At 29.2% G+C, this 14,232-nt stretch carries 15 protein-coding genes and 1 tRNA gene; 13 read left to right on the plus strand and 3 right to left on the minus strand.

What is annotated here, in order from left to right; translation table 11 throughout:
- Positions 1 to 77 precede the first annotated feature (77 nt).
- The 9 genes from ygjK to rnc all read left to right on the plus strand — a co-directional run bounded on the left by ygjK (position 78) and on the right by rnc (position 8,933).
- The gene (ygjK, locus tag OC535_RS10645; protein ID WP_498823807.1) at positions 78 to 2,819 is read left to right on the plus strand and encodes an alpha-glucosidase; all 2,742 of its coding nucleotides are present in this window, start codon (positions 78 to 80) and stop codon (positions 2,817 to 2,819) included.
- 209 nt (positions 2,820 to 3,028) lie between these two features.
- The gene (locus tag OC535_RS10650; protein WP_024721646.1) at positions 3,029 to 3,472 is read left to right on the plus strand and encodes a GNAT family N-acetyltransferase; all 444 of its coding nucleotides are present in this window, start codon (positions 3,029 to 3,031) and stop codon (positions 3,470 to 3,472) included.
- A gap of 217 nt (positions 3,473 to 3,689) precedes the next feature.
- Positions 3,690 to 3,818: a hypothetical protein gene (locus OC535_RS10655; RefSeq protein WP_264467715.1), complete on the plus strand. Its 129-nt coding sequence runs from the start codon at positions 3,690 to 3,692 to the stop codon at positions 3,816 to 3,818.
- Entirely contained in the window at positions 3,815 to 4,111 is a 297-nt protein-coding gene (locus OC535_RS10660; RefSeq protein ID WP_024721645.1) for an imm11 family protein, read from the plus strand. The genes OC535_RS10655 and OC535_RS10660 overlap by 4 nt, the downstream gene beginning before the upstream one ends.
- Positions 4,108 to 4,572: a VOC family protein gene (locus OC535_RS10665; RefSeq protein WP_498823808.1), complete on the plus strand. Its 465-nt coding sequence runs from the start codon at positions 4,108 to 4,110 to the stop codon at positions 4,570 to 4,572. The genes OC535_RS10660 and OC535_RS10665 overlap by 4 nt, the downstream gene beginning before the upstream one ends.
- A gap of 164 nt (positions 4,573 to 4,736) precedes the next feature.
- Positions 4,737 to 5,042: a hypothetical protein gene (locus OC535_RS10670; protein WP_024721643.1), complete on the plus strand. Its 306-nt coding sequence runs from the start codon at positions 4,737 to 4,739 to the stop codon at positions 5,040 to 5,042.
- A 178-nt stretch (positions 5,043 to 5,220) separates the two neighbouring features.
- Complete coding sequence (recG, locus tag OC535_RS10675; RefSeq protein ID WP_227052517.1) at positions 5,221 to 7,239, plus strand: ATP-dependent DNA helicase RecG; 2,019 nt, start codon at positions 5,221 to 5,223, stop codon at positions 7,237 to 7,239.
- A 37-nt stretch (positions 7,240 to 7,276) separates the two neighbouring features.
- Entirely contained in the window at positions 7,277 to 8,251 is a 975-nt protein-coding gene (gene plsX / locus OC535_RS10680) for a phosphate acyltransferase PlsX (protein WP_227052516.1), read from the plus strand.
- Position 8,252: 1 nt separating this feature from the next.
- The gene (rnc, locus tag OC535_RS10685) at positions 8,253 to 8,933 is read left to right on the plus strand and encodes a ribonuclease III (protein WP_024721642.1); all 681 of its coding nucleotides are present in this window, start codon (positions 8,253 to 8,255) and stop codon (positions 8,931 to 8,933) included.
- A gap of 68 nt (positions 8,934 to 9,001) precedes the next feature.
- Here the strand turns inward: rnc and OC535_RS10690 are convergent, their stop codons facing one another.
- Positions 9,002 to 9,652, minus strand: coding sequence for an HAD family hydrolase (locus OC535_RS10690; RefSeq protein WP_227052552.1), 651 nt, complete (start codon positions 9,650 to 9,652; stop codon positions 9,002 to 9,004).
- A 110-nt stretch (positions 9,653 to 9,762) separates the two neighbouring features.
- Between OC535_RS10690 and OC535_RS10695 the strand changes: the two genes are divergently transcribed.
- From OC535_RS10695 to OC535_RS10705, 3 genes are read left to right on the plus strand one after another with little or no spacing between them, the layout of a single operon-like run.
- Entirely contained in the window at positions 9,763 to 10,098 is a 336-nt protein-coding gene (locus OC535_RS10695; RefSeq protein WP_024721640.1) for a type II toxin-antitoxin system PemK/MazF family toxin, read from the plus strand.
- Positions 10,099 to 10,152: 54 nt separating this feature from the next.
- Positions 10,153 to 11,001: a DUF975 family protein gene (locus tag OC535_RS10700; protein WP_024721639.1), complete on the plus strand. Its 849-nt coding sequence runs from the start codon at positions 10,153 to 10,155 to the stop codon at positions 10,999 to 11,001.
- 12 nt (positions 11,002 to 11,013) lie between these two features.
- Positions 11,014 to 11,748: a CPBP family intramembrane glutamic endopeptidase gene (locus OC535_RS10705; protein ID WP_498823809.1), complete on the plus strand. Its 735-nt coding sequence runs from the start codon at positions 11,014 to 11,016 to the stop codon at positions 11,746 to 11,748.
- A gap of 29 nt (positions 11,749 to 11,777) precedes the next feature.
- Here OC535_RS10705 and OC535_RS10710 read toward each other — a convergent pair whose 3' ends face one another.
- Together OC535_RS10710 and OC535_RS10715 are read right to left on the minus strand one after the other, a co-directional pair.
- Entirely contained in the window at positions 11,778 to 12,296 is a 519-nt protein-coding gene (locus OC535_RS10710) for a phosphatase PAP2 family protein (protein ID WP_227052515.1), read from the minus strand.
- Positions 12,274 to 13,785, minus strand: a complete 1,512-nt coding sequence (locus tag OC535_RS10715) for an HAD hydrolase-like protein (RefSeq protein ID WP_498823810.1) — start codon at positions 13,783 to 13,785, stop codon at positions 12,274 to 12,276. The genes OC535_RS10710 and OC535_RS10715 overlap by 23 nt, the downstream gene beginning before the upstream one ends.
- A 107-nt stretch (positions 13,786 to 13,892) precedes the next feature.
- On the opposite strand from OC535_RS10715, the gene OC535_RS10720 reads away from it, so the two are divergent.
- A tRNA-Lys gene (locus OC535_RS10720) sits at positions 13,893 to 13,968 on the plus strand.
- Positions 13,969 to 14,232 lie beyond the last annotated feature (264 nt).

Here is a 14,232-nt window from a genome sequence, read left to right on the forward strand (position 1 = left end):
TGCTTTTTTAGTGGAGAGCGCGCATTCATTAAAGCCCGTTAACAACATTTTACAATTTATCAAGAAGGAGAAATAAAATGAAAAAACGGGGATTTTTAAGGAAAGGATTAATTGCTGGATTAACACTTACGCTGATGGGTTCTACAGTTGTGATTGCTAATGCAGCAGATAATTCAAAACCATTGACTGATTTTGCAAATGTTCTAGATGTAACAGCAGATCCAAAAGAAACTATTTATGGGACATATAGCACAAATGAGTATAATAACTTTTCAGATTTAGGAGCTTGGCATGGATATTATCTTCATGATAAAAATGCTACAGATCTATATGGTGGTTTTGCAGGACCAGTAATTATTGCTGAAGAATATCCAATTAATTTATCTGATTCGATCAATAAAATAAATTTAGAAAAAGTAACAGATGAAGGATCAGAAATAGTTGATTTAACTAAAGCAAATACAAATGAAATTTATTATCCTGGTAGATTGGAACAAACATATGATTTAAATGATTTAACATTAAAGTTAAAATTAATTTTTGGGACTAATCGTACAGCATTGATTGAAACAGTAATTGAAAATAAGACTAATGATGAATTAAAATTGAATTTATCATGGGATGGACATTTATTTACATATTATACAAATAAAAATAATTCAATGGGTACATCATTATCTAAAGAAAACGACGGTATTAAAGTAAACTTTAAGACTATTCGTAGTACATGGAATTATATGACAACTGAAGAAAATTCATTTGATGTTGTATTGAGTGAAGATGACATTACTACAGAAATTAGTGATGATAATTTATCTTATACAATTACTAGAAATGAACCAGTTACTATTGAAGCAAAAGGGGAATATGAAACTTATCAAACACAAAGTTTTACATATACTATTGATGAAAGAAATAATGAAAAACAAAATGTAGCTGATTTATTAGCAGATCCAGCTAAATATTTTGAAGAAAACAATGATCGTTGGCAAGGATATGTTGATACGATCTTTAAAAATGATATAACTGCAAATGTTAATTATCAAAATGCTGCCGTAAAATCAATGGAAACATTGATGACTAACTGGTTTTCACCAGCTGGAGCAATAAAACATGATGGAATTGTACCATCAATGTCATATAAATGGTTTATTGGTATGTGGGCTTGGGACTCTTGGAAACAAGTTGTTGCAACAACATATTTCAATGAAGAATTAGCTAAAAATAATGTTCGAGCATTGTTTGATTATCAAATAACAAGTGATGATGAAGTACGCCCTCAAGATGCTGGAGCTATTATTGATTGTATTTTCTATAATCAAAATGAAGATCGCGGTGGTGATGGTGGTAACTGGAACGAACGTAATTCTAAACCTGCATTAGCTGCATGGGCGGTAGAAAATGTTTATCGTCAAACTGGGGATAAAGATTTCTTAAAAGAAATGTATCCAAAATTAGTTGCATATCATAATTGGTGGTATACAAATCGTGATATCGATAAAAATGGTATTGCTGAATATGGTGGAATGGTTCATGAAACTTGCTATGACTGGAGAAACTATGGATATGCTGAAGGTGAAGTTGTAGAAGGATTTGGAACCGTTGATAATAACGGATTTATTTATGATGCTAATAATGAAAGAATCGTTTGTCCTGAAGCCGGAATTGAAGCGGCTGCATGGGAAAGTGGTATGGATAATGCAGCACGTTTTGATATTGAAGGTAATGGCGATGATGATATCGGAATCAAAATTTATACTGTTAGAAATGATGATCATGAACCAATTGGTTATGTAATCAATCAAGAATCAGTAGATTTAAATGCATATTTATATGCAGAAAAAGGTTTCTTAAAATCAATGGCTGAAGAATTAGGGTATACTGATGATGTTTTAAAATACACTAAAGAAGCTGAGTATTTAAGAGACTACATTAATGAAAATATGTATGATGAAGAAACTGGATTCTATTATGATGTGCAAACAAATGAAGATGGTAGTGTTAAAAAATTATTAGTTAATCGTGGTAAAGGTACTGAAGGATGGATTCCATTATGGGCTAAAGCAGCTACTACTAAACAAGCAGCTAGAGTAGTTGAAAATATGGTTGATGAAAATAAATTTAATACTTATGTACCATTCCCAACAGCTTCAAAAGATAACGATAAATATGATCCAAGTAGATATTGGCGTGGACCAGTATGGCTAGATCAAGCTTTATATGCAGTCGAAGCTTTACAAAATTATGGATATAATGAAGAAGCAAAAGAAGTAACGATCAAATTATTTGATCATGCTAAAGGATTATTAGAAGATGGACCTATTCATGAAAATTATAATCCAGAAACAGGAGAAGGATTACATACAAAGAATTTCAGCTGGTCTGCCTCAGCATTCTATCTATTATATCAAAATACATTAACTTCAACTAATACAACTTCACAAACTGGTTTTGAAATTCCAGATGATTCTGATAAACCAAGTGTTGAAGTTAAAGTAAATAAAGATGCATTGTTTGAAGCAATCAAAAAGGCTGAAGCAATTGATGAAACTAAATATACTAAAGAATCTTATCAAAATTTAGTTGCAGCACTTGAAAATGGTCGAAAAGTTTATAGTGACGAAAATGCTGATCAAGAACAAGTTGATCAAGCAGTTAACAGCTTAAATGAAGCATTAGCAGCGTTAGAAGAAATAGCTGGTAATGAAAATAAAACTCCAGCTACTGGAGATAATTTAAATGTCCTATTACCAATGGTGCTAATAGCTGTAGCTGGTGGCGTAATTTTATTTCAAACTAAAAAAGAAAAATTAAATTAATATATAAGAGGCTGTAAAGAAATAGATTGCAATTAGGGGTCTATTAAATACAGGCCTCTTTTTTGACTTACTAGTTAAAATTACGATGGTTACAAAAAGTTATTAAATTTAGATTATCTATTTATGATATTGGTATTGGGTTCGGAAAATGACATGGGTATTTATTGATGTTATAATAAAATTAACAAATTAGATTTTAGGAGAGAAAAATGATTATTAGAAAATATCAGCCATCTGATAGCCAGGAGTTAGCAAGATTATTTTATGATACCGTTCATACAATTAACGCAAGAGATTATAACCAAGAACAATTAAATGTCTGGGCAACTAGAAATATAGATTTAGAAAAATGGAATCAATCATTTTTAAAGCATTATACGGTCGTAGCAGTCGATGAGAAAATTATTATCGGTTTTGGAGATATCGATAAAAATGGATATCTTGATCATTTATATGTTCATAAAGATTATCAAGGAAGAGGTGTTGCGACAGCTATTTGTGATAAATTAGAACAAGTAGTTAATGGAAAAAAAGTTGTTCATGTTTCTATTACAGCAAAGCATTTTTTTGAAAGGAGAGGATATAAGATAATTAAAGAACAAAAAGTAATTAGAAATGGGATTTCTTTAATAAATTATCTTATGGAAAAATAAATTAACAGGTAGTTTGAAAGTGAGATGAGATTATGAAAGTTGTTACTTCACGGGTAATTAGTTCACTGCCAAAACTGGCACTACGAACTAAAAGAAAAATGGATTGTACAATCGTTCATTGAAAAAAAATATAAAAGTATACCAATTACATACTTATAGAACTTATGAGACATTGTCTAGAAATGGTTATAAATCTTATATTTTTGAAGGCAAGATAGTGAAAGATAGAAAATTAAGTTTTATCGTGCCAAGCGAATATAAAGATGAAGTCAATAAACAAATTGGTGATGTATTTAGTGTGGATGTAAGTTCTTTTATCTTAAATAAAGGTGCTTTTGATATATGAAAGGGCGTATCCAAGCATTACGAATGAAAAACCAAGATGATATATTTTATGTAATCAATGTGATTGAAGTTGTTGATTGTCTTGATTATGATCGTTCTAAAATCAAGCGTTATCCATCATTTAACAGAGTGATGGATGTTATACAATATGTATTTGTAAAATCAAAGTTAAGAGATAAAATTATTTTTAAATTACCAGAATTTGTTAATCGAAAGATATATGTTACAGAGGAGTTTAAAAAGGCAATTGAAGAAAATGATAATAGATTAAAATTAGAAGGGAAATTTATATGAAATATAATTGTACGGTTATTTCAGTGTCAGATATCAATGCTGCAAGAAAATTTTATGAAGATTTATTTGGTTTGGAGGTATTCCAAGATTATGGGATAAATATTGCTTTTACTTGTGGTTTAGCATTACAACAAAATTTTGATTGGCTTGTTAATATCCCCCAAGAGCAGGTATTAAAAAAATCAAATAATATGGAAATATGCTTTGAAGAACAGGACTTTGATCTTTTTTTAGATAAATTGAAAAAATATCCTGATATTGAATATTGTGGTGAAATCGTTGAACATAGCTGGGGACAGCGGGTAATTCGTTTTTATGATTTAGATGGTCATATTATTGAAGTCGGGGAAGAGATGAAAATGGTTGTAAAACGTTTTCTTGCCACTGGTATGACTATGGCTGAAGTTTCTTCGAAAATGGATGTTTCGATTGAAGATCTAACAAAGTTATTAAATAGTTAAAATGTAGAATAATCGAGAGATCAGGGTTGTGAAAAGAATGTGAATAATATATTTATTTTTATTAAATGATAATTATCTTTTTTTGTGATAAAAAAGTAGTATTTTTTGTCTCGTTGTGATAAAATCGTTGCATAATATAAAAGAATATGTATGGAGGTATAATTGTGTATAAAATTTTACTTTGCTGCATGTCAGGATTGACTACAACTATGCTTGTTAATGCGATGAAAAAAGAAGCTCATAGACAAAATATAGATGTAATGATTTGGACAGCAATTTCAAGTGCAATCGAGTTATCTTGGGCAGAGGCTGACTGTATTTTAATAGCACCGCAAAATGCTGGAGATCTTGAAAAAGTTCGTTCTATTGTTAAAACTTCTATTCCGATTGCCGTAATTGAAGAAAAAGATCTTTTGGAAATGAATGGTAAAGCGGTATTGAAGCAGGCTATTGAATTGATTGAAAAATAAGTTATTTTAAATGATAACTTATTTTTTATTAGAGTTAAAAAAGTCTTAATAAAAAAATAAATGATTAAGTATCGCTAAAAGCTGATATTATAGCTAAAAATAGCTGTTGTTTTGTTATAATAAAATGTTAGGAGTAGATATTTTTAGATAAATAATATACAATAGTCATGGTGATATTATGGCAAGACAAATTCCTTTACAGCAGATAAAGATAACTGAAAATAGAATTAAATTATTGAATGAGATGGGTATAAATAGTCTTAGAGATCTGGTACTTCATTTTCCCTATCGTTATGAGTGTATTGAGGAAACACCTTTAATAAATAATGAAAAAGTTATTATTGAAGGTGTTTTAATTGAGGAACCAAAAGTCTTTTTTAAAGGAAGATTATCCAGGTTGACATTTTCACTTCTTTATCAGCAGGAAATTTATAAAATTACGATTTTTAATCGTCATTTTATGAAAAAAAATATGACTAAAGGGATGATTTTGACAGTAATTGGTAAGTATAATAGTGCCAATAATAGCATTGTTGCTAGTGACATTAAATTAAAGGCTTTAAATGAAATTGCAGGGATTACCCCAGTTTATTCATTAAAAGAAGGAATAACACAAAAGTCATTTCAGAATTATGTGAAAAAAGCTTTAAAATTTTATCAGGGACATATTCAAGATGAAATACCTAATTCTTTATTGATCAAACATCATTTAATTCATAAAGAATTAGCTTTAAATCTAATTCATTTTCCAGCTAACAATAATGATATTAAAGAGGCTTCACGGCATTTAAAATACGAAGAATTTTTAAAATTTCAATTAACAATGCAATACATTAAGATCTCACGTAAAAAAAATATTGGTGTCAAGAAAAATTTTGATCAAAAAATATTAGAGCAGTTTATCAAAAAGCTTCCCTTTAAATTAACAGATGACCAAATGAAAGCAGTTGATGAAGTAATTAATGATTTAAAAAAAGATACGACGATGTATCGTTTTATTCAGGGTGATGTAGGAAGTGGTAAAACAGTAGTTGGTGCAATTGGATTGTATGCCAATTATTTAGCAGGATTTCAAGGTGCTATGATGGCACCTACGGAAATTTTGGCAACACAGCATTATCAATCATTAATAAAATTATTTAAAGAAACTAGTGTTAATATAGGTTTATTGACAGGACATTTGTCAACCAAAGAAAAACAAGCGATCTATCAAGATTTGAGAGATGGAAAAATAGATATTATTGTAGGAACACATGCGCTATTTCAAGAAAAAGTAAATTATCATAATCTTGGTTTGGTAATAACAGATGAACAGCATCGCTTTGGCGTAAACCAGCGTAAAGCATTGAAAGAAAAAGGTCAAAAAGTAGATTTTATGGTTATGTCGGCAACACCGATTCCGCGAACTTTAGCAATCAGTTTATATGGGGATATGGATGTTTCAACTATTAAAACAATGCCTAGAGGAAGAAAACCAGTCTTAACTGAGGTGATAAAATCGCACAGTATGAAGCCTATTTTAAATAAGCTAAAAAATTATTTAGCTAGTGGTGGGCAATGTTATGTTGTATGTCCCTTAGTTGATGAAAGTGATGTTATTGATAGCCGTGATGCAACTAGTATTTATGAGGGAATGAAAGCTTATTTTAAAAATCATTATACAGTAGGACTGCTTCATGGTAAAATGGATGATGAAACTAAAGAAAAGACAATGGATGATTTTAAAGCTAATCGAATTCAAATTTTAGTTTCAACGACAGTTATTGAAGTTGGAGTTGATGTTAGTAATGCCAATTGGATCGTAATTTATAATGCTGAACGTTTTGGATTAAGTCAATTACATCAATTAAGAGGCCGAGTCGGTCGTGGACATGAACAAGGCTATTGTTATTTGCTGAGCAATTCTTCTAGTAAAGAAGCAATTGAAAGATTAGAGTTTTTAAAAAATTGTCACGATGGTTTTGAGGTTTCTTATTATGATTTGAAAATAAGGGGACCTGGTGAAATATTAGGGAATCAACAAAGTGGTCTACCAGCTTTTGCAATCGGAGATATTTTTAAAGATATTAATATTTTAGAAGTAACTAGAAAAGATGCTCAGGAATTATTAGAAAGTAAATCTAATGATGTAGCATATTTAAAATTAATTAATGAGATTGAAGAACAATTGATCAACAATAATAAATATATTGATTAATTTGTGTTATAATATGTACTAATATGAGGTGAAAAAAATGAAATTAGGAATAGATGCCATGAGTGGTGATTTGGGAAGTTCGATCGTTGTCGAAGCATGTTTATCATTTCTTAGTAAAAATAAAACTGATGAGTTATATGTGGTAGGGAAAATAGAAGAATTAGAAGCTTTAAAACCCTATTCTCAGGTAACTTTAATTGATGCTCAAGAAGTATTGGAAATGACAGAAAATATTCTTGCAATTCGCAGAAAAAAAGAATCCAGCATGGTTAAAACAATGATGCTGGCGCGAAAAAATGAAGTTGATGCAATACTGTCATGTGGAAATACGGGAGCTTATTATGCTAGTGCAATGCTATTTTTAAAACGTTTAGAAGGCGTAGAAAAATCTTGTTTAATGGCGATGTTACCGACTTATAATGGTAAAGATGTAGCTATGCTTGATGTTGGTGCTAATTCTGAAAATACAGTCGAACAATTAAAATCATTTGCAATTATGGGCAATGTTTATGCTAAAAATGTGCGAAAAATCGATAATCCTAAAATAGCTTTATTAAATATCGGAAGTGAACATCATAAAGGTGATGAAATCCATCAAGAAACATATAAAATTTTAGAAAGTATGCAAGAAATTAATTTTATTGGCAATATTGAAGGTAAGGAAATCTTAGATGGCGAGGTGGATGTCATAGTTACTGACGGTTTTACTGGTAATGTTGCTTTGAAGACAACTGAAGGAGTAGCTAAAGTGTTAGTGAAAAGTTTAAAAGATGGCTTTATGTCTTCGACTCGTACTAAATTAGGTGCAGTAATGGCTAAACCGGCTTTAAAACAATTAATGACAAAATTTGATCCTAAAGCAGCTGGTGGAGCTTTGATGATGGGTTTTGTTAAACCGGTAATTAAAGCTCATGGTTCTAGTGATGCTGTTGCTTTTGAAAATGCTATAAATTTAGCTTTTGAAATGGTTTCAAGTAATGTAGTAGAAAAAATGAAAGAAGGATTGAAATAACGTGGAATTAAAACAATTTTTACAAATTATGGAGATACCTTATCACGAAATAGATATTTTTATCGAAGCTTTTACACACCCTTCTTATGCAAATGAACATAGGTTAAAAAATCATGATTATGAACGATTAGAATTTTTAGGTGATGCGGTATTACAGTATCATGTTTCACGACATATTTACGATTTATATCCCGATTTACCCGAAGGTCGTCTAACAAAATTAAGGGCTAAATTAGTTCGCGAAGAATCTTTGGCTCGTTTTGCTAGAGAATTAGACTTAGGATCATTGATTTTTTTAGGTGCTGGCGAATTAAATAATGGTGGACGTGATCGTGATAGTGTTCTGGCAGATATTTTTGAAGCTTTTATCGGCGCTGTTTGTTATGATTGCGGTCATGAATATGTTGAAAAAGTATTAAACAAAACCGTTTATAAGCATGTTAAAGATGTTAATTATGATGAAATAACAGATTTTAAGACAAGGCTTCAAGAGCTTATTCAAGCCGATCAGCGAAAAACAGTTACTTATGATTTGATTTCAGCTACAGGACCTTCAAATAATCCTGTTTTTGAGATGGCTGTAAAAATGGATGATATGGTTTTAGGTGTTGGAGTAGGATCTAGTAAAAAAAGAGCAGAACAAAAGGCGGCTAAAGATGCTTTAGATAAGCTTGCTAAATGATTGATTTAAATTTATTATAAGTTGGTTTTAACCAACTTTTTTTATATTATTCTAATAAAAAAACCAAGTTAATCTTGGTTAAAAAAATCACGGACTTCTAATAAATCATTCATGATTTTATATGTCATTTTTATAAATTCAGGATCTGGATATTTTAGATCAGGGATACAAATCACTTTAATTTTTGCAAGATCAGCAGCTTTGATGCCAGCTTCAGAATCTTCGAGTACCAATGCTTCGTGTGGTTTTACATTTAATTTTTCACATGACTTTAAAAATACTTCAGGATCAGGTTTACCTTTAGTTACTTCATCACCACAAATAGAATCATCAAAATATTGATTTAATTTTGCTAATTGAAGAATTCGATTTACTCGATAACGCTGGGAACTAGTTGCTACAATCGTCTTGTAGTTATGAGCTTTTAAATATTTCAATAATTCAATAAGCCCTTTTTTTAATGGGACACCATCATTTTCAAATATATCTGATATATATTGGTGAACTGCCTCAATAGTATCTTCGACATTAAAATCTTTACCATATGTATCATAAAACTGATTAAAAACAGCTATTAATGGTTTACCTAATAAAGTTTTATAAAAATCTAGGGACATCGTTAATCCTTTTTTAGCTAAAACATGCTGATATCCTTCAAAAGTAACTCGCTCACTATCAATCATTAAACCATCCATATCAAAAATCACAGCTTTGATCATTATCATTACCTCCGTTAATTTTATCCTAACATAAAATGATCAGACAGTTAAATAATTTAAGTAATAAAAAATTGTTTAGTTCATATATTGCACTAAAGGAGTTGTGAAATATGATACATAGAGGGGAAATCTATTATGCTGATTTATCACCAGTGATTGGAAGTGAACAAGGTGGTTATCGTCCAGTTGTTGTATTACAAAATAATAAAGGTAATCGTTATTCTACAACGATTATTGTAGCACCGATATCATCTAAATTAACAAAGAATCCATTGCCAACACATGTTATGGTAGAAAATAATTATTTAGAGAAAAAAAGTGTTATTTTATTGGAACAAATTAGAACGATCGATAAACAAAGAATAAGAGAGAAAGTTGGAATCATAGATGATAAAATAATGCAATTGATCAATCAGGCAATCAAAACTAGCTTAGATATTAAATAATTTTACATTTAGACTGCTTTTTTGTTATAATACGCTCATGGAGGTAGATTCTAAATGAATATTCGGGATATTAAAATAAAAGCTAAAAGCGTTTTGAAAGATCATAGTAATATAATTTTTGTTTTTATCTTTATTAGTATAATAACAACGATTATAGATTATCTTGGTCAAACATTGAATGTGACAATACCATTTATCTCTTTATTAATATCAATAATAATGCTGCCATTTTCTCATGGAAATATTGTTACAGCTTTAAAAGCAGTAAATGAACGCGGAGATGAAGTTACAATTGAAAATGAAGGTTTAACAGGATTTAAAAGATTTAAAGAATTGTTTTTTACTTATTTTATTCAAATTGTTTTTTTAATAGTACTTGTATTGCTTGCTAGTTTGATATTATTTTTTATCGCTAAAATAGTTATTGATGAAAGTGTGTTTGATAATTTTGGATTATTATTAACACAATCAAGCCTTTATACAAGTAATCTTACTACGATTGTTGAAGATCCTGCTTTTATCAAAATGGCAGGAGCCTTAGGGGGATTTATAACATTAGGATTTGTTGTTATTTTGATTATTGCTGTAATGTATAGTTTGACTTTTGCTTTAACACCATATGTTTTAGAGAAATATAAGATTTATGGGGCTAAGGCGATGAGTGAATCAGCACGTTTGATGAAAGGACATAAAGGAACTTTATTTGTTTTATATCTTTCATATTTAGGCTGGTTTTTATTAACGATCGTGATAACAGCGGTAATTCAAATATTTTTACCAATTCCACTAATTTCCGATTTATTGATAGCAGTGATAATGGTTTATTTGTTTTCAGCTGAAATGCAGACTTGTCTTGCAGTGTTGTTCGAAGAAATTGATTTAGAGGATAAAAATCTTATTTAATGGGGTGTTAGATTGAGTTTGATAAAAGAAATAAAATTAAGTAATCGTCAAAAAGCAATTGGGACAATTATTTTGTTTCCCTGGTATTTATATTTTGCACCAAGTATTTTTAATTTTTTGATTAAATTATATACGGTATTTATAAGTAATGATGTTTCTTCAGAATCAATCAATGTTTATTTTAATGTTTTGATTGGTTTATCTACAGCAATATTGTTATTAGCTGTATTTAAGAATTTTATAAAAAAGAATTGGGAAATATTTCGACAAGAGCTATTAGAAAATATTATTTGGATTTTAACGATTGGGATAATATCATCATATGTACTTGGGTATATAGGTGAATTTATAGTTAATTTATTTTTATCAGCTGATACTCGTGAAGCGACAAATCAGACATTTGTTGTTACTATGCTATCTTCAAATGTTTTGTTGATGACAGTTCATGCAGTTATTTTAGCACCACTTGTTGAAGAGTTATTTTTTAGAGGTCTTATTTTTAATACTTTACGTCAAAAAAGTGCCTTTTGGGCACACTTGATTTCAGCGTTTTTATTTGGGTTATTACATGTTTATAGTTATATTTTAGCTGGTGATATGACAGAATGGTTGAAATTGATTCCCTATATGACAGCTGGTTTAGCCTTTTCTTATGCTTATGAAAGAAGGCAAAATATTATTGCTCCAATCGTATTGCATAGCATAAAGAATCTAATTGCTGTTATTTTGATTTATGTAATGCTATAACAGCATGTCTTAAAAGACATGCTGTTTTTTTAAAATATCATTACCAAAATGCCCACAAGAATGCCTAAAATTATTCCAAAGATTACATCACTTAAATAATGGACAAATAGAAATAACCGTGAAAATGATATTAAAAAGGCAAATAGAATAAATAAGATGCCGGTTTTAGGAAAAAAGAAACATATAGCAGTAGCACAAGCAAAACTTGATGCAGTATGCCCAGATGGAAAAGAATAATCACTAGGAATAGCAATCAGCATTTTAATGTTGCTGTAAGTTTGACAGGGTCTTTTTCTTTTTACAATTGATTTGATAATAACCTGACTAATAATGGTTGATAAAAGTAAAGCAGCAAGCATTTTTTGAGCTAAAAGCTGAGTTTTATTATTTAGACTTAAAATGAATATCAAAAATAACCAGATCATACCAAAATCACCGACACCTGTAATAAGGGTCATAGCTTTGCATAAGAATTTATGATGATATAATTTTGGAAAAATGTGCGATACTTTGATATCAGTTTCTTTAATTTTTTGGATAAGGGTCATTATCTTCCTCCGACTCTTTTAATAATTTAGTTATAAATTTTATAATATATGCAATAATTAAATTAAAAATAATAAATAATATTAATTTAATTGCAAGACTTGATAAAAAATTATTACCAGAAATCAAGTTATCATAATCAGGAATAAAATTTAAAATTTTATGAAGTACATTAAAAATAAAAGCATAGATACTTAAAACGATATTAACATATAAATCTATTAGCTTTTTTATTATTCCTGTAATGACACCAGCTCCATAGATAAAATCTTTAAAAGCTGAAAAAACAAGCATTCCAGAAAAAGAAATAATTGTTACGATTATTAAAGTATAGAAAAAATTAATAACATGAGTAATTATATTTGTTTCTTCCTTTTCAATTGGAGAAGAATCAGAAATCTCATCATGATCAGTTTCTTCTTTAATAGTTCCATTAATGATATCCATAAGTTCATTAACTCGTTTAGGATCACCACCAATTATAGGTTTATCATTTACTGGTTTTACATTCTCAGGTTCATCTGAAAACTCAAAATGCTTAACTAAATCTTCTGAAGAATTGTCAATTTTGGCAGTTGTATTTTCCTCAGTATCTATGTGTTCTTGATGATTAGATGCTTTTTCATCTTCAAATAATGAAGAATTAGGTTTTTTATCTAAAATTTCACCTAAAAAGTAATGATATGTTTGACGTACTAAATCAACTAATTGAGAATCATTACTGTATTCTTCAAGCAGCTTATAATATGTTTGTTCAAGTGTTTCAATGGACATATCGCTAGACATTCCTAATAATGGCGAGTACATTTCCATAGAATCATATCGTGCAAAAAGGAAAATATTGATAACCTCAAGATTGTTTTTAGCAACTTTTAAAGCTCGATAAGAAATTGAATTAACTGCTGGACATAAATCAGTTAAATAAATAACATTAAATAATTTTTGATTAGCAGCATACAATAAGCTAGGGTAATTTGCAACTACTAAAGCATGTTTAGGGGTAACATTTAATTGTTCTAAAATTATAGATAATAGATAAGGATCAGGTAGCGGAGGATTGTTACTATCGCCACCAATGATAAAATCAACATAATTGTATAGTCTTGTTAACTGTAAATATTGGATGGCACGTTTTATTTTATGAGTCGAAATTACAGCGATTTTTATATTTTTTTGTTTAAAAAATTGTAATAATTCTTCTGTACCTTCCTTCATTAACGAATTTGGCTTTAATTTTGCATATTCGTATAAATCACGTTCAATCAATTCATTTAAATCATCAGAAACAATATCTTGGCTGATAGGAAAATTATTATACATTGTATGCATATTGCCTAATGATCTTTCAAACTCTTCTTTTGTTAAAACCTGATTATGAATCTTACATATTCTTTTAAAATAATTGAATCTTAAGCGATTTAAATCCAATAATCCGCCATCTAATGACAAAATAACTACTTTTATATCATTTACAGTCTGTTTATAAAACATTTTGATACTCACCCCACCTATTTGTTAATTATAGCATAACTTTTATACTTTATCATTAAAATTCACTTGCTTTTATCTAAAAATAGGTGTATTATAATAAATGTCATCTCTCCTTAGCTCAGTTGGTAGAGCATCTGACTCTTAATCAGAGGGTCCACGGTTCGAGACCGTGAGGGGAGACCATTGTAAACAATGGCTTAAACACTAGGTTTTACTAAGGTTTAAGCCTTTTTATTTTATCTTTTGATTTTAATTTACTTAGTTGTATTTAAGTAAATTTAGATATATTTAAATGAATTAAAAGTTGTCAAAAAAGCTACTCATTTTATTTTAAGTGGCTTTTCTAATATATTTTTACAATATTTTTAATCCTATATTATAAAATAAAATTAAACTATGATTAGTATCAAATTGTGATGAATAGTCAAATAAAAAATGTTACAATAA

This window comes from Clostridium sp. Marseille-Q5894, from assembly GCF_946902305.1.
Classification (GTDB): domain Bacteria; phylum Bacillota_I; class Bacilli_A; order Erysipelotrichales; family Coprobacillaceae; genus Thomasclavelia.

Excerpts from the sequence above, each read along its gene's own strand:
- OC535_RS10690 (WP_227052552.1), bottom strand. The coding sequence starts at position 9,652 with ATGATCAAAGCTGTGATTTTTGATATGGATGGTTTAATGATTGATAGT.
- ygjK (WP_498823807.1), top strand. The coding sequence starts at position 78 with ATGAAAAAACGGGGATTTTTAAGGAAAGGATTAATTGCTGGATTAACA.
- OC535_RS10710 (WP_227052515.1), bottom strand. The coding sequence starts at position 12,296 with ATGACCCTTATCCAAAAAATTAAAGAAACTGATATCAAAGTATCGCAC.
- recG (WP_227052517.1), top strand. The coding sequence starts at position 5,221 with ATGGCAAGACAAATTCCTTTACAGCAGATAAAGATAACTGAAAATAGA.
- OC535_RS10715 (WP_498823810.1), bottom strand. The coding sequence starts at position 13,785 with ATGTTTTATAAACAGACTGTAAATGATATAAAAGTAGTTATTTTGTCA.
- OC535_RS10650 (WP_024721646.1), top strand. The coding sequence starts at position 3,029 with ATGATTATTAGAAAATATCAGCCATCTGATAGCCAGGAGTTAGCAAGA.
- OC535_RS10695 (WP_024721640.1), top strand. The coding sequence starts at position 9,763 with ATGATACATAGAGGGGAAATCTATTATGCTGATTTATCACCAGTGATT.
- OC535_RS10660 (WP_024721645.1), top strand. The coding sequence starts at position 3,815 with ATGAAAGGGCGTATCCAAGCATTACGAATGAAAAACCAAGATGATATA.
- OC535_RS10665 (WP_498823808.1), top strand. The coding sequence starts at position 4,108 with ATGAAATATAATTGTACGGTTATTTCAGTGTCAGATATCAATGCTGCA.
- plsX (WP_227052516.1), top strand. The coding sequence starts at position 7,277 with ATGAAATTAGGAATAGATGCCATGAGTGGTGATTTGGGAAGTTCGATC.
- OC535_RS10700 (WP_024721639.1), top strand. The coding sequence starts at position 10,153 with ATGAATATTCGGGATATTAAAATAAAAGCTAAAAGCGTTTTGAAAGAT.